This is a genomic window from Leucothrix mucor DSM 2157 (assembly GCF_000419525.1).
Classification (GTDB): Bacteria; Pseudomonadota; Gammaproteobacteria; order Thiotrichales; family Thiotrichaceae; genus Leucothrix; species Leucothrix mucor.
Genome location: NZ_ATTE01000001.1, coordinates 2754919 through 2773725 on the forward strand (window position 1 = coordinate 2754919; position 18807 = coordinate 2773725).

Sequence of the window (18807 nt, forward strand, 5' to 3'; positions counted from 1 at the left end):
TTAAACACACTGTCTCCCAGTCTTAGCGTTATCAACAAATCCCTCAGAGAACTCAGGCTCTAACAAAGCACCACCACCCAACTCCCCAGCATCAAGCGCCATTAATTATTTGCGCAGTCCTTACGAGCAAAGCGAGTCGGCGAAGCAAATAATTAATGGCGCTTGATGCAAACACTCATCTTTGACAAGTTTTGCAGTAGAACGTCGACCGCTGCCCTTGCTTGATCTGTGAAATCACCGCCCCACACTTGCGACAAGGCTCCCCCGCCCGACCATACACATTCAGCTCTTGCTTAAAATACCCAGGCTTGCCCTCTGCCTGCACAAAATCCCTTAACGTCGTGCCACCCTGCTCAATCGATCGCGCCAGTACCTGCTTAATGCAATCAACCAAAACCCCATAGCGCTGCTTAGAAATCTTATTGGCGGCACGCGCAGGCGAAATCCCTGCCATAAACAAAGACTCGCTGGCATAGATATTCCCAACACCAACCACCACTTCAGCATCCATAATAAACGGCTTCACGCTGCCCGTTTTTTTACGCGACAGGGTGTATAAACGCTCTGCATCAAAATCGTCAGTCAGTGGCTCTGGCCCCAAGTGATTAATCAGCTTATGCTGCGCAGGATCTTCTTCGGTCCACAACACTGCACCAAAACGTCTGGGATCATGTAAGCGCACTGCTTTGCCACTATCCAATACCAGATCAACATGATCATGCTTACCCGGTTCCAGTTCTGCATCAACCACTCGCAGGCTACCTGACATGCCAAGGTGAAGCAAAACCGTCCCTAAATCCGTATTCACCATCACATATTTAGCGCGGCGCGTGACGCTATTAACCGTCTGGCCGATCAAGCGCTGAATTTCATCCGGCACTGGCCAGCGCAGTTTAGGCTGACGTACTAACACGGCAGTAATTGTGCGCCCCTGCATATGCGGCTCAATGCCACGGCAGGTCGTTTCCACTTCGGGTAATTCTGGCACTTACGGCGTCTCCCTAAATCCGTCCACACCACGACTCAGCAGCTCATAGACGGCTTCATTCACTAATAAAATTCGCTGATTTAACAGCACATACCGGCGATGATTCACCGGATTTAAACTGCCTAAGGCATATTCAACCTGATTAAAGCGCACGCGAATGGCTTTATCGGTTAAATCAAATGCTGCCAAATCCTGATCGGCAGCGACATATTCTGCAAGTACCGACTCGGATAATAAGGTAAATAGTTGCTGTAAATAGCGACTATCGGCTTTGGCTTCAATCGGGGATACGATTTGCCAATCCGGCTGGCCGGACTCAAAGCGTATTGCCGGCTGGCCCGGTAGCAAAATAGTGACTTCATCCACCGACTCACCAATTGCCGGGTCATAAAGCGTCTCAGCCCCTTTGTTCTCAATTTGGACCTGCTGATAGGCCAAATAACCTAATCCAGCCAATAAGATCAGCAAAAAAAGATTAATCATCCGCCGCTTAGAGCTCGATGAACGCTGCATTTCCCCACCTTTTAATGGTAACAATTAATGTCCACTATCATGCAGAATTCATAAAAGAATGGCACTCTTTAAATATCTCTATAAATTACAAGGTATTAGGACAAAGCGTTAAATTATGGTGCAGTGCAGCATCCAAGTTATTGATTTTAGACAAAGTTTTCATTTCGTCATATACTCAATACGCTATTTCATGAAACAGAGTTTTTAACAAGAGGAGAGTTGTTATGGGTCGAGTCGCAGTTGTAACAGGTGGCACACGCGGGATCGGAGAAGCTATTTGTTTGAGATTGAAAAAGTCAGGATATGATGTAGTCGCCACCTATGCCGGAAATGATGAGGCAGCGAATGCATTTTCAGAAGCGAATGGTATTCCGGTTTATAAGTTTGACGTTGCTGATTTTGAAGCCTGTAAAGCAGGCATCGAGAAGATCGAAGCCGAATGTGGCGCTGTTGACGTACTAGTAAACAATGCTGGTATTACACGCGATGGCACCATGCACAAAATGACATTTGATCGCTGGAATGAAGTTATCCAGACAAACCTGTCATCTTGCTTCAACATGTGTCGTTCAGTAATCGACGGCATGCGTGATCGCGGTTTCGGCCGTATCGTTAACGTTGGATCGGTTAATGGCCGTGCTGGTCAATATGGTCAGGTTAACTATGCCGCTGCAAAATCCGGTATCCACGGATTTACTAAAGCCTTGGCACTGGAAGGTGCTGGTAAGAACATTACTGTTAATGCGATTGCCCCAGGTTACGTACTGACTGACATGGTGCGTAAAGTACCTCAGGAAGTATTAGATAAGATCGTTCGCACGATTCCAGTTGGTCGTTTAGGTGATCCGGATGATATTGCACGTGGTGTAATGTTCCTGATCGAAGACGAAGCCGGCTTTATCACTGGCGCGACGTTGGATATCAACGGTGGTCAGCAAATGTACTAAGGTTTAGCCTTTGTACAACACGTAAGATCTGTGCCAATGATTGTTCTGATCATTGGCATTTTTGTTTCTCCCCTGTGCTTAGCCGCCTGTAAAGATTCGTAAAAACTCCCCATCACGACTTCACTCTGCGCTACTATTTTATCAAACGCGCATCGCTTTGAATTGCGCCACAATGACGGAATATGACCCCATGACACAAGCTCATATCTTACTGGCCGATGACGATACGGTGCTGGCAGAACTGCTCACCGAGTATCTTCAAGGCGAAGGCTTTAAAATTACCTTGGTACACAACGGAGCAGACGCTCTGGAAGCAACCAAAACCCCTAAAGACATGATCATCCTAGACATCATGATGCCACGCATGGATGGGCTGGAAGTCCTGAAAGCGGTTCGCCAAAATGGCATCGAGACGCCGGTGATTATGCTCACTGCCCGTGGCGATGATATTGACCGGATTTTGGGTCTGGAGTTGGGTGCGGATGACTATATGCCAAAGCCTTGCAATCCACGTGAGTTGCTTGCTCGCATTAAAGCTATTCTGCGTCGCGCCGCCGGTACAGAAAAGAAAAGCAGCGCCCAAAGCGATCAAATGGAAATCGGTGATTTGAATCTTAATCAGCACAACCGCCAAGCGACGCTGCTAGGTGAAGTGCTGGTACTGACTCAAACCGAGTTCGACATTCTGCAATTGCTGATGCAAGCACCGGATGAATTGATCACTAAACAGACTATTTCTGAAACTGTGCTGGGCCGTAAGCTGGGTGCTTACGATCGCAGCATTGATGTGCATATCAGTAATTTGCGTCGCAAGCTTAGCCCATCAGAGAAGCTGAGCATTCAAACCATTCGTGGCTCCGGCTACCTCCTTAACGTGAAGCGCGACGCCACATGACCCGTTTATTTTTAAAAATTGCCGGACTGCTGATAATCACCAATCTGCTCATCATGCTGAGCGCTTACTTTCTGGTGCAATGGCTGGAAAAAGAAGAGCTGATTATTTCACCACGCCAAGCGCCGCAGATTCTCGCCGACCGCGTGATGAAGGAGTATCAGCAGGGTACAATCGCCGACTATGCTAAAAAGCTGGGCGACCATGGTACGTCTGTCGCACTGATTGATGAAAACCGCACCGTGCTATTTACGATGCCAAACTTGCGCCGTTATTTAAACAGCCAACCCCGTCCGCTAGTATTGGGTGACGAGCGCTGGAGTCGTGGCGAAAGAAAAGAAAAAACCGGCGAAGAACGAAAACGCCCCAGGCGCATTGGTTCGCAATTCACCCGTGAAGTCGTCACTGACGATAGTAAAATTTATTACGTACTGATTCGCAGCGTCCATAAAGATCACAGCCTGATGCCACAAGCGCCTTGGAAGCGCTTATATGCGCCGATTGCCGCGTTTGTCTTGGCCATGCTGATTGGTAGCTCCTTGATTAGTTTGTTTATTACCTCACCCATTCGCAGTTTACGCCGCACCACGCAGTCCTTTGGCCTGAAAGATTTATCAGCCCGAGTAGACCCATCAGTAGCTGAGAGAAAAGATGCGATCGGTGAACTCGGTCGTGACTTTAACCGCATGGCTTCCCGTTTGGATGACACCCTGAAAAGCCAGCACCAGTTATTGCGCGATGTGTCACATGAATTACGCTCTCCACTGGCGCGTATTCAGGTCGCCAGCACCTTGGCCGAGCAGAAAACCGGCAGCAGTACTGAGCTGCAACGGATTGATCAGGAAACTCAACGACTCGATGGCCTCATTGAAATCATTCTGCGCCTGACACGTTTGAACAATACACCGGAATTAAACTTTGAGCCGCTAGAGTTGGATGAGCTGATTGATGACGTGGCACAAGATGCACGTTATGAGTATCAAAATACCGACAAGCAAGTAGTTGTAAACCTTGGCGCGTTGCCAACCATTCAGGCGGACTATGAGAACTTACGCAGTGCACTGGATAACATTGTGCGCAATGCCATGTACTACACGGAAGATGGTAGTGCAGTCACCATTTCGGCAAATGCCAATGCTTCTGGCCTTGAGATTATTGTGCGTGACCATGGCCCCGGCGTTCCTGAAGAGCACTTGAAACGTTTGTTTGAACCGTTTTTCCGCAGCGATAGTTCGCGTAATGAAAAGACTGGCAGTAACGGGGTTGGTCTGGCCATTACCCATCGGATTATCGAGCTGCATGGCGGTAAAGTCTGGGCGAAGAATGCGGAAAATGGCGGCTTGGTTGTGACGGTGCAATTGCCACCATCGGTTACTCGCTAAGCTTCTTCTGATGGCTTTCCTCAAGCAATGTAATTGTAATGCCTGACTATCACTCACTGTGATAGTCTGCAAAGCTAATAATCATTCAGGAAAACCGCATGAAACAGACCATTTTCTTTCTGTCATTGATTGCCTTTATTGGTGGATTGGTTGCTGCCCAGCAATACCTTAGCAAGGAGCACACTCCTGCTGCGAGTAAACCGGTTCCCATTGCGGGCAAGCAGTTTGGTGGTGAGTTCTCACTGACTCAGGATGGCAAAACGGTTTCACTGAGTGATTTTAAAGGCAAAGTGGTCGTAATGTACTTTGGCTATGCCTCTTGCCCGGACGTTTGCCCGACGAGCTTGGCAATGATTGGCGGTGCAATGAAGTCATTAACACCGGAAGAGCTGGAATCAGTTCAAGGTGTGTTTGTGAGCGTTGACCCAGAGCGCGACAAAGGCGACCCGCTGATGCAGTATGCGCAATACTTTCACAAAAACTTTGTCGGTATTACTGGCACGATTGATGAAATTAAAACGGTCACTAAGCAATACGGTACTTATTACGCCAAGGTCGAAAGCGACTCAGCGCTTAGCTACCTAGTTGATCATACATCAACCACTTTTATCATCGACCGTAATGGAAAATTCTTTGAATCTCAGCCGCATGGCGCCAAGCCTGATGCCATTGCTGAAAGCATTCGCAAAGCCCTGGCATCCTGATTCTACTTAGCCATTCGGGGAGTGACATTCACTAACAGTACAGATAAATTCTGTTAGTATAATAAGCATCAAAAATAATCTGATGCAGGTTAGTCCCCGAATGCCTAAGAATACGCCTTCCTCGCACGATTTAGCCGATGATATCTTTTCCCGCTATATCGCCATTATTCTCGCTTTATTCTTAACTGCAGGCTCGGGTTTTGTGCTCTGGAATAGCTTTCAGAATGCTAAAGAAATCAATGAAGCCAGTGCTGTCGAAGAAGCACAACGACTAGCCTCCTCTATCGCCGAATTCCGCAATTTTTATTCCACGGAAATTGTGCCGAAAGCCAGAGATGCAGGCGTCACCATTACCCACAACTACACCAAGCAGCCTAATGCTTTGCCGTTACCCGCGACCTTTGCTAAGGATTTCGGGGACTTTATCAATAGTGGCAATACCGATTTTAACGTTCGACTTTACAGCGATAAGCCCTTCCCTTGGCGCACCAATACCAACCTGGATGACTTTGAAGTGTGGGCACTTAAGCAGCTAACGGAAACCAAAAAAGACGCCGTGTGGCGCTTTGAGAAGAAAAATGGCCAATCTGTGATTCGCTTTGCCCGGGCGGATACTCTAGGTGAAAGCTGTGTAGGCTGTCATAACAACTACCCCGGCACCCCAAAAACGGATTGGAAAGTCGGCGACCTACGTGGGATTTTGGAAATCACCAGCCCTATTCAATCGCTGGAGTCCGCAGCCATTGGCTCATTTAAACAATCATTGTTCATTATGCTGGGCGTGATTGTTGGCATGATTTCACTGTTGATACTGGTCTTAAGACGCATGCGTAAAGCGTTAAGGCTTGCGCATCAGGCACTTACAGAAACCAGCCGTAGCGATCAGTTAAAAGCCGAAGAAATTGAACGCCGCAAAGCCGTCGCGCAAACACTAAAAGTCACTGATGCGAAAATGCGTGCCATTGTGAACTCCGTGCAGGATGTGATTATAGCCATCGACCAGCATGGCGTGATCACCGATATCAACGACTCCATTCTCGCCGTATTTGGCTATGAGCCAAGCGAACTACTGGGTAAAAACATTAGAGTATTGGTGGGTGATGAGCACCGTGATAAACACGATGGCTACCTTGAAAACTATGTAAAAACTGGCGAAGCCCATGTCATTGGTATGCGTCGTGAGTTATTTGCCGTTAAAAAAGACGGCACCCGCTTCCCCATCGAACTCGCGGTGAATGATGCACGAGTAGATAGCCAGATTTTATTCACTGGTATCATCCGCGATATTACGCATCGCCGTAAAAACGAAGAACAAATTGCTAAAGCGCACAAAGCGGCTATTGAATCAGCCAATTTAAAGTCGGAGTTTCTGGCTAATATGAGCCATGAAATTCGCACACCAATGAATGGCGTTATTGGTATGACTGAAATGCTGCTGGACTCCGGTCTTTCACCCGAACAGCGCAACCTCACCCGCACCGTGCACGAAAGTGCTGAATCGCTGCTGGTAATTATTAATGACATTCTCGATTTCTCAAAAATCGAAGCTGGCAAGCTGACCATCAAGCCACACCCCTTCCGACTAGTGCATACGCTGGAAGCCGTGATGGATTTACTGGCTGAAGAAGCTTCGCGTAAACAGGTCAACTTAGCTTTATTTATCGATGGCGATGTACCGCAAGAATTAGTTAGTGATGCCGGCCGTTTACGACAGATTCTGATTAATTTACTGGGTAATGCGCTCAAATTTACCGAGCAAGGCTATGTGCTGCTGCACTTATCACGACTGGCCGATGGCAGTATTCATTTTGATGTGAAAGACAGCGGCTCAGGTATTCCGGAAGAAGCACAAGCGACCTTATTTGATGCATTCTCTCAAGTGGATGGCTCCAGTACTCGTGAACATGGCGGCACCGGGCTTGGCCTCGCGATTTGCAATCAACTGGTTTCACTGCTGGGTGGCGAGCTGTCGGTTAACAGTACTTTAGGCGAAGGCTCTTGCTTCTCCTTCACTATACCCGGTGGCCCAATCGATAAGGATGCCCAACCGTTTATTCAAGCCAATCAAATGTCGGTATTGATGTATAGCACCGATGTAACACTGAATCGCTATCACGAACATCAAATGCGGGAATGGAATATCCAACCTAAAATCGTTACCACATTAAACCAGTGCTTTAGCCAGATTGAAGCGCAAGATTATCAAATGATTGCGATTGATGCGGATAATCTCTACTACGACCCTGAGCATGCTTTGGGTGCACTGAGCTTAGTGCGTTCCATCCGCCAAACCACTGACACGCAAATTGTGCTGTATGGCAGTATGCAAAGCTTTATGAGCTTAGAGCTGGTGAAGCTGGGCGATAATGTGACGCTGATGCAAAAGCCACTTAAGCACTCCGAAATACAGTTAATGGTGGATCAGGAACAGCTTTCTGCTCAGAAAACGGCTCAGCTTAAACCACAACAAGTACCGGTTGCGCCCGCGCCTGAAGTTGCACCACCCGCTACTGAAGTAACTGCCAGCCCCATTATGTTTGATCTGCTGCTGGCCGAAGACAATAGTGTGAATCAAATGGTTGCCACTACTATGCTGAAGAAACTCGGCTATCAGGTTGATGTGGTCAATAATGGCCGTGAAGCGCTGGATGCCATTCAGGAAAAGCAATACGACTTAATCTTTATGGACTGTCAGATGCCGGTACTGGATGGCTATGCGGCAACTGGTGAGATTCGCCAACTAGACGGTGAGCAAAGCAAGATTCCAATCATCGCCCTCACCGCACATGCCATGATGAGCAATGATCAGAAGTGTTTTGATGCGGGTATGGATGACTATCTGGCTAAACCTGTTCGCATCAATGAGCTGAAAAACGTACTGCTAAAATGGCAACCGAAAATGCTGGAGCGTCGTCAGGCTCGTGAGGCAGAAACACGCAGTGATGGATAGTCAACCATGAGCTCGAATTGCGAATCCTTTAGCTGATACTTAAGGATTCGCAAGAAACGAAAATAATATTGAAAAAACGAAACAAACCGAAGATAATGATTTTCAGACGAAATAAATCATCTTCGGAATACTCATGGATTTAAGAAACAGCAATATCGAACGGCTTAAGCAGGAAGACCGCATTTTTGATGTGCTGGTCTTAGGTGGCGGAATTAACGGTGCAGTCTCAGCGGCATCGCTGTCGGCCAAAGGCGCAAAGGTAGCACTCATAGACCGTGGCGACTTTGCAGGCCTCACCAGCTCTAACTCCTCTAATCTGGCCTGGGGCGGCATCAAGTACCTTGAGTCGCATGAGTATCTGCTAGTCAACAAGCTATGCAAAAGCCGTAATCACTTAATGCGCAGCTATCCATCGACTGTTAAAGAGATTCGCTTTTTAACGACTATTGCGAAAGGCTTTCGTTTTCCTTCATGGTTTGTCTATCTCGGCACTCTCTTTTATTGGATGATTGGCCGCTTTTTCACTCAACGCCCCGACTATATGAGCGTGAAAGAAATTCAGTCGCGCGAGCCTGCGATTAATACCGACAATGCCGAAGGTGGTTTCGAGTATTCCGATGCCTACCTCTATGATAATGACGCGCGGTTTGTATTTAACTTTATTCGCTCCAGCATGAATTACGGCTGTGTGGCAGCGAACTATGTCGAGTCGCAAGGTGCGGTTCGGGAAAATGGCATCTGGACCATTTCTGCGCGTGACACCATTAGCGGCGAGACTTTCACCATTAAATCGAAAGTGTTGATCAATGCTTGTGGCCCATACGTTGATAAGCATAATCAAATGACGCATCAGAAAACAGATCATCAGCATCTGTTCTCTAAAGGTATCCACCTGATTATTGATCGGGTGACAGAGCAAAACCGCATACTGACGTTCTTTGCCAGCGACGGGCGCTTGTTCTTCGTTATTCCAATGGGAAACAAAACGTCAGTTGGCACGACGGATACTCAGGTTGCTAGCCCGGAGGTGACAGTAACAGAGGAAGATCGCGAGTTTGTATTGAGTAATATCAACTCCCTACTCAAGCTGGATAAGCCGATTACAAAAGATGACATTATTGCTGAGCGCTGTGGCGTACGCCCGTTGGCCCAAAAAGGCGGAGATGGCATCGCAAACTGGGTACAGCTATCCCGCAAGCACGCGGTTGACACCAACCATAAAGATCAGCACATCAGTATTTTTGGCGGTAAAACTACTGATTGCATCAATGTAGGTGATGAAATTGCTGGCTTGGTGAGCGAAATGGGCATTACCCTGCCCCATCGCAAATTCCAATGGTATGGCGAAGATGGCGATGCGGTACGTGATGAATTTTACCATCAGGCTAAGCTGATGGACTTGGACTCGTACACCGTGGAAGGCTCCTCAGAGCCATTAACTCAACGCTTATGGCGTCGTTATGGTGGCCGCTCTCTTGAGCTATTAGAAGATATTCGTCGCGACCCACGTCAGGCTAAACGCTTGATGAAAAATGCAGAATATTTGCGTTGTGAGATTGAATACACCGCGCGGCATGAAATGATTACGAAGCTTGAAGACTTCCTGCGTCGTCGTTCGAAGATCTCTCAGGTCGTACGTCATGAGGACATTATTGATGCGCCCGGCTTGAAGCAGGCTTGTGAGATTTTCTTTGGTGATCAGGCTGAGGAAAAACGGCAGGAATATATTGCGTCGGTTAGGAATGAAGGTCAAATTCAGTAAGTGATATAAAATGGCAACCGCTCTGAAACCTCAGGAGCGGTTGCCGTAACTTTCTAGTCTCTAATCAAACACAGTATCAGGCATGTGCTACTCGCGGCATTTTCATGGGCTCTGAAGCCATCATTCCCTGAATCATTTCGTACATTAGACGCTGCTTTAGTGGCTCCATCTCCGGCTTGTACCAGAGATTATTAACCTCATACTCATCCTCCAGCAGATCAAAAATCTCCCCATCCTCGCCCTGCTTATAAATCGTAATCTTATAGCGATCACTTATATACGTCGTCAAATGCGGCATATTAGGATTATGGCGATTTTCGCAGAACACAAATGAGCGTGCCGAGTCGGCTTTGCCACACCAAACATCCAGCTGAGAGACGCCTTGTACATGTGGCGCAGGCTCTGCTCCTGCAATATCTAACAGGCTCGGCATCACATCAATCAGGCTCTGCAATGCATCACTCGTACGATTCGCCGGAACCTTACCCGGCCAACGCACAATAAACGGAATTTTCAGCATATCCTCATAATGAAATGGCCCTTTAGCAATCAGTCCATGCTGACCTAAAAAGTGCCCATGGTCGGTAGTAAACACAATCGCAGTGTCATCCGCGATGCCCAGCTCATCCAAGTGATCCAAAATACGTCCGACTTGCTCGTCAACAAAGCTCATCATCCCATAGTAAACCGCCATATCTTCACGCAACTCCTGTTCATCAAACAGGTGACTTGCGCAACCATGTGCTTCAAAGGGCTTATGCCAAACGCCGAAGTCTGGGTTAGTTTCCTGCGTTTTCGCAAAATGCGGTGGATTTAATTCATGCTCACCCGCCACTAAACGACCGGGTACCATATCCTCCGGTTTATATTTAGACGCCCAAGGCTCCGGAACGGTGTACGGAGGGTGTGGGTCATGAAAGCTAGACCAGAGAAAGAATGGCTTTTCCTGCTTCACGCTGTCATCTAAAAACGCAATTGAGCGATCAGCCGTCCATTTACTGTAATGCAACTCAACAGGCAACTGCCAAACCCGATCATGCCGCGCCCAGTAACCACGCTCATGATTGACTCGTGGTGCAAACGCCGAGGTATCGCCAGGCAGTGGTTGAAAATAGTCACGCCAGTTATCCAATCCCTGCTGCTCCAGCCAGATGGCATAATGCTGCCCGACATGACTTTCATCCGCATGATTTCTGGATAACTCAATATGCTCAAAACCATACCAAGGGCCATGAAACTTTCTCCAGAAATCCAAATCTCTCAACTTAGGCTGAGCCTCTAATGACTCAGCACCCTTGCCAGATTTCAGCGGATGAAAATGCGCTTTACCAATCAAGCCAGTCGAATAACCCGAGGCTGTTAGGTGAGCACCGATGGTATCCACCGTTTTAGGCACCTCAACACCAATGGTCCACGCGCCATGCTGTGACGGGTATAAGCCGCTAATCAGGCTTGCCCGCGAAGGCGTACACACCGGACTCGGGCAATAAGCACGATCAAAACGTGTGCCTTCTTTGCACAGCCGGTCCAGATTAGGCGTGTCGATATTAGGATTGACCGAACCCAGCGCAGAAAAATGCTGCTGGTCGGTCGTAATCAGCAAAATATTAGTCGGTTTTTTCATGAATCATTACCTGAATGTTGTTAGCCTTTTACCGCACCGCTTAAGCCGTTAATGAAGTAGCGCTGCAATAAAATGAAAAGCAGAATAATCGGCAATACCGAAATCGTTGATGCCGCCGCCATACCAGACCAATCAATAATTTGTTCACCCTTAAACGCGTAAACACCGACGGACAAGGTACGAATCGCGGGGTTGGCCAGCGTGATAACCAATGGAAGTAAGAAGTCATTCCAGGCATGCAGTACTTGCATAATGATCACGGTCACCATCATCGGGCGCGCCAGCGGTAACATCACATACCAGAACACTTTCAGAAAACTGACCCCATCCATCACCGCCGCTTCTTCTAGCTCGTTAGGCATTTGACTGAAATAGCCTGCGAATAACAGCGTGTAAATCACAATCCCATGACCACTCGTGGCTAGCGTGAGGCCAAATAAATTACTGGAGATATCCAGAAACGTGAGGAGTTCGAAAATCGGAATAATAGTGAAGCCTTGTGGCATAAAGACTGCCGCCACAAAGATGATGAAAATCACTTTACGACCGGGGAATTGATAGCGACCTAAGACATAACCCAATAAGGCAGCCGAAAGGCTCACCATTGCCACCGAGCCAATTGTAACAATCAACGTATTGATGAAGTACTGCCCCATGTGCGCTTCAGTCCAAGCCCGAATATAATTCGAAAATGTTGGAGCCTCTGGAATTAATCCAGTCGCAGCAAACAGCTCTGAATTAGGCTTCAGACTGGTTGAAAGCATCCATAGGAATGGGTAAATCCAGATCGCACAAAAGATCGCAAGGCCAGCACTCGTGAGCGCAATCGTCCAGTTAGAACTACGATCTCCAAACACTAAATGCTTAAGTAAACTGAGCGGTGAGTAGTTATGAAGTTTCATGGCTTAGCTTACCTCCGAACGTTTTCTGATAATGGCTTGCATAATTGTGAGCACTAACACCACTAATCCAAACAGCACACCAGCCGCTGCGGCGTATCCTAAGCGAGGCAAAGAGCCATCTCCGGTTGCAAACGCAGTACGATAAATAAAGACCTCAATAACTTCGGAGGTAAAGAATGGCCCACCGTTAGTCATACTCATAATTAACGGGAATACATTCAATGCACTAACCGCCGAGATCACCAAAATCACAAAGGCAAAGGGCTTAATAATCGGTAAAATCACATGCCAAATTAATTGCCCGCCTTTACAGTTATCGAGCTTTGCGGCGTCATAAACATCGGCAGGGACCGTTTGAAGCGCCGCCATCCAATAGATCATGGTCAAGCCCAACCATTTCCACACATACACGAAGATCAGTGATGGCATCACGGTTTCAGATTCGCCCAAAAAGTCGATAGGGCTACTGATCAAGCCAATATCGAGCAACAATCCATTAATCGGACCATTGAAAGGGCTTAATAAAAAGGTCCAAACAATGCCGATGATGGCTGCCGGTGTAACCACCGGTAAAAAGACAAAAGTTCTGAATAGCGGTGAGAGCTTAAGCAACTGATTATTAAGAATGACCGCCAGCACTAATGAGATAAACATTTGTGCTGGCACGGTACCCAGCAGGAAAATCAGGGAGCGTTGAAATGCGCCCCAAAACAGGGGATCACTTAATAGCTTTGAGTAATTATCAAAAGCGACATAAACCAGTGCACTGTTAAAACCAGTCCACTCCTGTAATGAGAAAAACACGGCGGCAACCAGCGGATAAAAAACAAACAATCCACCAAGCAGCAGCCCGGGAACCATGGCCATGTAGCCATGAATGCCCGCAGCATCTGATAATTTACGCACGATAAGGCTCCGCTGAAAATAAACTAAGTTCTGAATTAGCTCGCTGAGGTATAGTCGACGTCAGGATTCCAATCAGCAAAGACCAAATCATCCCGACTGACATCGGCACCCGCTTTTCTGGCTTTTTCAAACGCCTTATCCATCGAATCGTTGTAGCGCTGTTTCAGGGCTTTCATCTCTTTACTAACGTCTTTGAGTTGTCCGCCGACTAAGCCTTGCACAGTTTGCGCAAAGCTCACATCCGGCGCTTGGAAACGATTAGCCACTTCAGCCAAAGCAGGCTTGCGTACCAAAGGATTCGGCCCGACTTTAATCGCTTCATCAAAGTGTTTAAGAATGGATTTAGCCCGAGGAGACATATCGGCTTTCTCAATCGCGGCAGACATAATGGGTGGGTCACCCGCGCCAACAATATTCGCCCATGCAATTTGCCCTTCCAGACTGCCAAGATAATGGAAAATATCACCCGCGATTGCGCCATTTTCAGAGCCACTGTACAGCCACATGGTATTGGGTAAAGAAGCTCCCTGACCAATACTCAGCTTACCAGCCGGCCCCTCATCGGGCACGGGTCCAGACACGATACCGAAGTCAAAGTCTGGATGGGCTTTCTCCCATTGCGGGATATTCCATGGGCCTTGTAAAATCATGCCAGCAGCTCCTTGAGGCACATACGCACGAGCTTGTGGCGCATTTAGCCCCATGGTTCCAGGGAAGAAGCTGCGGTCTTTCTTCATCGCAATAAATAGCTCAACCGCACCAATATACTGCTCACTATCAAACACATACTCGCCGGTACGGAAGTCAATATCAGAGTCCAACACACCATCACCACCGGCACTTGCGCCAGCCATACGGCCCATATCCCGCACGGCAAACGACCAACGGCCCAGCTGACTACCACCAATAATAAAACCGAAATAACGACCTTTGCCCTGCTCGGTGATTTTCTTAGCCGCACCTCTGAATTGAGACCAGGTTAGCGGTGAGCTATCTGGGTCAAAACCCGCCTGCTTCATGTACTTACGATTGAATAAAAGCTGTGTGGTGTAACGCTTATTAGACGTGAACGGCAAACCGTATGTTTTACCCTCGAACTCATTCACACCCGGCAAAAATGCACCGGCTGGAAATTTCGCTTTCCAAGCGGCCATATCTGGAATGAAATCATCAAAAGGCTGTATCCAGCCCTGAGCCATCGCATTGGCAGGATTGTCATTTTGAGGCAGCGCAAACACATCATGTGCCGTTTTATTGCGAACACCTAGCGGCACAACCTGCGCGATTTCTTTCCATGGCAGAGGGTCGTAAACCACATCGATATTTCGAGCCTTGGCGTATTCTGCAAAAAACTGCTTATAAAAAACGGCCTTTTGGTCGCCACTATCAACCCAACGTAATTTGGAACCTGCCTTGATGCTATTAATCGCTGAAGGTAGCTGGGAGTCGGCATAGGCAAAACGACTACCGAGCGCTAAACCAGCAATACCGCCCGCAGTCGTTTGTAAAAACCGTCGACGGGACAATGACAATCTTGGTGAATGGCTCATGATTTTCTCCTCTGGGTGTATTGCTACAGTGGGATTAAGCTTGCCATAGCTATAGCGATAATGTCTAATCAATGATTCTCAGTAATTCATGACTAAAGCTGATCACTCATGTTCTCAAATATTGAAAATCTTCGACGCTTTATCGTCATCGCAGAACATGGCAGTATGCGCAGTGCCGCAGAAGTGCTGTCGGTAACCCAGCCCGCCCTCAGCCGCACCCTGCATTTACTGGAAGAGCAATGTGGTTCGCCCTTGTTTGAGCGACATGGACGTGGTCTGCGCCTCACGCCAACCGGTGAAAGCGCCCTACGCCACTCCCGTCACTTGTTAAGAGAAAGCCAGATTGCTCGCGATGATATTGTCGCCTCGGCGATGGGTGATGTCGGCTCACTACGAATTGCTGCAGCACCTGTCTGGATGAGCGCCATCTTACCAACCGTCATTTTACAACTACGCATTGAGCACCCCAAACTGCATATTCGCTTGAGGACACTCAACTTTCCGGAAGCCATTGTCGGACTGGATCAAGGGGAACTGGATATTTTTTGTGGCGGATTTCAGGTAAAAGAAGAGCTACCAGGCTTTCTGATTAAAAAGCCAATGTTTATGAGTAAGTTGACTATTGTGGCTAGACAAGACCACCCGCTTTTTAAACAACCGCTGCAAAGTATGACTCCACTGATCGACTACCCTTGGGTATCATATCTTAGCAATCGCGCTTATTTTAATATGATTATGGAGCGTGTTCGCGAAGCCACTGGGCAACACTGCGAAGCCAGCATTCAGTGCGACTCGATGCTGACTTTACTCAACCTCATTCAGGAAGGTGATTACTTGTCGTATTTACCGGCCAGCTTTGTAAATATGCTGCCAGAGGGGAAAGTGAAAGTCCTGCCTTGCCCCGAAGCGGAGATACAGTTTCCTTCCGGGCTTATTTTCAGGCGTAGTTTAGCTGGGGTGAAAGCATTCAATAATTTTGTAATGCACGCAGAAGAGTATGTGGAGGGGTCAGGGTTTACTGCCCTGAGCTGAGCAGCATCAGAAAAGATGCTACTCAAGCAGAACAACGTGTTACAGCAAATCCAAAATCTCAGTCAGATCGGTTTTGCCTTCTTTAATTTCATCCGGCGTCAGGCCTGATAATTCATGCGGAAACACCAGCCATTCATCCGTCTCAGTGACAAAGTAATCCGGCGTCATAGTGACCGCTTTATTCGAAGGCTTATACCAAGGGCAAGCAATACGAATATCAGTCGGCATATTCTTACGAGACAGCTTGGAAATTTCTTTCATTAGCGCATCAATACTGCGGCCTGAATCAAACACATCATCCACGATCAGCAAGCCATCATCAGCATTCGCATTTTCAATCAGATAATGCAGGCCATGAACCTTAATTTCTTTGTGTTGCTTATTAATGCCGTAGTAGGACGAGGTACGAACCGCAATGTGGTCAGTCTGCACCTCTTTATAATCGAAGTACTCCTGCACTGCGATACCGATCGGTGCGCCACCGCGCCAGATTCCAACAATAAATTGAGGACGGAAACCGTCCTCATACACTTGCGAAGCTAATCGAAAAGAATCGCGAAGTAATTCTGCAGCGGTAATATACCGTTTACTCATAATAGGGCCCTGTGCGGATCATTTTTTAACGGGGACTATTATTTCACAGGAGCAACGGCATAACCACACGCGATATCAGGTACTAAGCCACCGGTTTAAAGGTAATCGCCAAACCATTCAAGCAATGACGTTTACCAGTTGGCTTAGGGCCATCGTCAAACACATGACCAAAATGCCCACCACAACGACGGCAATGTACTTCGGTACGTACTGAGAAGATCAATTTACGGTCTTCACGAGTGCCGATTGCATTGGGTAGCGCATCGTAAAAACTTGGCCAGCCGGTACCGCTCTCATATTTAGTTTTTGAAGAGTAAACCGGCAAATCGCAACCGGCACAGTGGTATGTCCCTTCGCGCTTCTCTTTCAATAAAGCGCTAGTACCCGGACGCTCAGTGGACTCTTCACGTAAAATCTTATAACGGTCAGGCCCTAACTGAGCCAGCCACTCTTTATCTGTCTTAATAATCTCAAAGGCTTTAGAGGTTTCCTTAGCGTATACCGTATGGCTCGCTAACAAACCGCCACCAGCGCCAGCCGCAGCCAAGCCCAAAGTATTTCTTAAAAATGCCCGTCGTGCCGGAATGTGTTGTGTGCTCATTTGGATGACTCCTAATATTTAGTATTTAATCGTGCGTTGTAGTGATATACGCAAACGCAGCCTGTTTAGATTTATTCAAACGGTTAAACGGTGCAATAACCCCTAGTAATTCTGCTTACTCTCCTATTCCGATAAACGGCAACGCTGGAGTGTAAGGAAGCTTGCATTACTGTTCGTTAATAATTAAAGTGGAATGAATAATTAATAAAAACAGGCACAACACTTTGAAGTTACCTCAGTATCAATCACTGATAGCCCTGCTGACGCTCGCCCTGCTCCCCATGATTAGCGGCTGCCAAGGCGGCAGTTCAAGCGAGAGCTTACCCGCCGTTAGCGCTTACTCTGTCGATAAAATACAACAACGCACCTTGCTCGGCGCTTACCTTGATCAGGATGCGTGGGACACTGACATAATCGATAACTACAACTCAGACACTGACAAAGCACTTTCGTTTGTTAACATTTTTTCAAGCTTTGATATGGACTGGAATTACTTGTCGATTCAAAGCAGCAATATCGTCGCCCGCGATGCCGTGCCGATCATCAGCTGGATGCCAACCATCAACGCCCGTCAAGATGACAGCCTGCTAATCGAGATCAGCAATGGTGAATGGGATGAATACATTGATGGCTGGATTAACGGCTTTCGAGTTTGGCGCAACCAATATGATGCTTCAGGTCGCCCTACGATTCTGATTCGCTTTGCACATGAGTTTAATAGCGATTGGTTCTCGTGGAGTAACCAGCCAGCAGCATTAAAACAAGCTTGGCGTCACCTACACCAACGTTTCGAATATGCGGGCATGGATAAGCATGTCGAATGGGTTTGGGCGGTAAATAACGTTGATGTGGATGATTACAATGATTTCACTGAATATTATCCCGGTGACGATGTGGTCGATTGGGTAGCAATTGATGGCTATAACTGGGGCAGTAATTACCATTACTCTCAGTGGAAAAGCTTTAATGAAACCTTCAGCAGCGCTTATGTGAAAATGGTCACCAGCTTTCCAAATAAGCCCGTGATGATTGCTGAAGTGGCCTCTGCTGAGCCTGCTGACCTCCCTGATGCCGAGCGCTACCAATACGGCGATGACACTGACAGCTTAGAAAGTAAGGCTGAGTGGGTCGCAGATATGATGCAAATCATTAAGAGCGATTACCCCGCAATCAAATCTGTGATCTGGTTTAACAGTAATAAAGAATTGAGCTGGGGCTTAAACGCCGACCACAATACCGGTTTAGCGGCCTACAACTCTGCTACTGAAGGCAGTCATTATATTGGTTTAGCTGATCTATCGATTGAGACAGTGCTAGCCGCTAAGCCAGAGCTTGATCAACGCCTGCCAACAGTGACTGGTGTGGAGTTGTTGAGATTTGAAGCTGAGTCGTTAAAGCAGCTCAGCCGCGATGAACGCCGTGCTCTTCGGATATCACGCTTTACTCAGTAAGTGAAACTG

Annotated in this window: 16 protein-coding genes; 8 read left to right on the forward strand and 8 right to left on the reverse strand. The window is 47.5% G+C overall.

All coding sequences use genetic code 11. The features are described from left to right. Positions 1 to 175: 175 nt before the first annotated feature. Positions 176 to 988 (reverse strand): bifunctional DNA-formamidopyrimidine glycosylase/DNA-(apurinic or apyrimidinic site) lyase, encoded by an 813-nt coding sequence (gene mutM, locus LEUMU_RS0112445; protein WP_022952614.1) that lies wholly within the window; start codon positions 986 to 988, stop codon positions 176 to 178. Continuing rightward, positions 989 to 1501, reverse strand: a complete 513-nt coding sequence (locus LEUMU_RS0112450) for a DUF4340 domain-containing protein (protein ID WP_022952615.1) — start codon at positions 1499 to 1501, stop codon at positions 989 to 991. Positions 1502 to 1725: 224 nt separating this feature from the next. On the opposite strand from LEUMU_RS0112450, the gene phbB reads away from it, so the two are divergent. The 6 genes from phbB to LEUMU_RS0112480 all read left to right on the forward strand — a co-directional run bounded on the left by phbB (position 1726) and on the right by LEUMU_RS0112480 (position 10138). Further along, entirely contained in the window at positions 1726 to 2448 is a 723-nt protein-coding gene (phbB, locus tag LEUMU_RS0112455) for an acetoacetyl-CoA reductase (RefSeq protein WP_022952616.1), read from the forward strand. Positions 2449 to 2638: 190 nt separating this feature from the next. Beyond that, positions 2639 to 3343 carry a response regulator transcription factor gene (locus LEUMU_RS0112460; protein ID WP_022952617.1) on the forward strand — a complete coding sequence of 235 codons (705 nt, stop codon included), beginning with the start codon at positions 2639 to 2641 and terminating at the stop codon, positions 3341 to 3343. Further along, the gene (locus LEUMU_RS28060) at positions 3340 to 4722 is read left to right on the forward strand and encodes a HAMP domain-containing sensor histidine kinase (protein ID WP_022952618.1); all 1383 of its coding nucleotides are present in this window, start codon (positions 3340 to 3342) and stop codon (positions 4720 to 4722) included. Before LEUMU_RS0112460 ends, LEUMU_RS28060 begins: the two co-directional genes overlap by 4 nt. A 98-nt stretch (positions 4723 to 4820) precedes the next feature. Next, positions 4821 to 5426 carry an SCO family protein gene (locus LEUMU_RS0112470; protein WP_022952619.1) on the forward strand — a complete coding sequence of 202 codons (606 nt, stop codon included), beginning with the start codon at positions 4821 to 4823 and terminating at the stop codon, positions 5424 to 5426. Positions 5427 to 5526: 100 nt separating this feature from the next. After that, positions 5527 to 8376: an ATP-binding protein gene (locus LEUMU_RS0112475; protein ID WP_022952620.1), complete on the forward strand. Its 2850-nt coding sequence runs from the start codon at positions 5527 to 5529 to the stop codon at positions 8374 to 8376. Between the two features lie 133 nt (positions 8377 to 8509). Beyond that, on the forward strand, positions 8510 to 10138 hold the full coding sequence (locus tag LEUMU_RS0112480; protein ID WP_022952621.1) for a glycerol-3-phosphate dehydrogenase/oxidase: 1629 nt from the start codon (positions 8510 to 8512) through the stop codon (positions 10136 to 10138). A 76-nt stretch (positions 10139 to 10214) separates the two neighbouring features. Here the strand turns inward: LEUMU_RS0112480 and LEUMU_RS0112485 are convergent, their stop codons facing one another. The 4 genes from LEUMU_RS0112485 to LEUMU_RS0112500 are packed head-to-tail and all read right to left on the reverse strand — an operon-like array spanning position 10215 to position 15120. Beyond that, entirely contained in the window at positions 10215 to 11762 is a 1548-nt protein-coding gene (locus LEUMU_RS0112485) for a sulfatase family protein (protein WP_022952622.1), read from the reverse strand. A gap of 20 nt (positions 11763 to 11782) precedes the next feature. Continuing rightward, positions 11783 to 12664 (reverse strand): carbohydrate ABC transporter permease, encoded by an 882-nt coding sequence (locus LEUMU_RS0112490; RefSeq protein WP_022952623.1) that lies wholly within the window; start codon positions 12662 to 12664, stop codon positions 11783 to 11785. A gap of 3 nt (positions 12665 to 12667) precedes the next feature. Continuing rightward, entirely contained in the window at positions 12668 to 13570 is a 903-nt protein-coding gene (locus LEUMU_RS25905; protein WP_022952624.1) for a carbohydrate ABC transporter permease, read from the reverse strand. Between the two features lie 35 nt (positions 13571 to 13605). Then, positions 13606 to 15120 carry an ABC transporter substrate-binding protein gene (locus tag LEUMU_RS0112500; RefSeq protein ID WP_022952625.1) on the reverse strand — a complete coding sequence of 505 codons (1515 nt, stop codon included), beginning with the start codon at positions 15118 to 15120 and terminating at the stop codon, positions 13606 to 13608. Between the two features lie 108 nt (positions 15121 to 15228). Between LEUMU_RS0112500 and LEUMU_RS0112505 the strand changes: the two genes are divergently transcribed. Beyond that, positions 15229 to 16152 carry a LysR family transcriptional regulator gene (locus LEUMU_RS0112505; RefSeq protein ID WP_022952626.1) on the forward strand — a complete coding sequence of 308 codons (924 nt, stop codon included), beginning with the start codon at positions 15229 to 15231 and terminating at the stop codon, positions 16150 to 16152. A gap of 39 nt (positions 16153 to 16191) precedes the next feature. Here LEUMU_RS0112505 and LEUMU_RS0112510 read toward each other — a convergent pair whose 3' ends face one another. Together LEUMU_RS0112510 and msrB are read right to left on the reverse strand one after the other, a co-directional pair. Next, positions 16192 to 16746, reverse strand: a complete 555-nt coding sequence (locus tag LEUMU_RS0112510; RefSeq protein WP_022952627.1) for a phosphoribosyltransferase — start codon at positions 16744 to 16746, stop codon at positions 16192 to 16194. Positions 16747 to 16828: 82 nt separating this feature from the next. After that, entirely contained in the window at positions 16829 to 17347 is a 519-nt protein-coding gene (msrB, locus tag LEUMU_RS0112515; protein ID WP_022952628.1) for a peptide-methionine (R)-S-oxide reductase MsrB, read from the reverse strand. Between the two features lie 224 nt (positions 17348 to 17571). Between msrB and LEUMU_RS0112520 the strand changes: the two genes are divergently transcribed. Beyond that, the gene (locus tag LEUMU_RS0112520) at positions 17572 to 18798 is read left to right on the forward strand and encodes a glycoside hydrolase family 26 protein (protein ID WP_022952629.1); all 1227 of its coding nucleotides are present in this window, start codon (positions 17572 to 17574) and stop codon (positions 18796 to 18798) included. Positions 18799 to 18807: the final 9 nt, after the last annotated feature.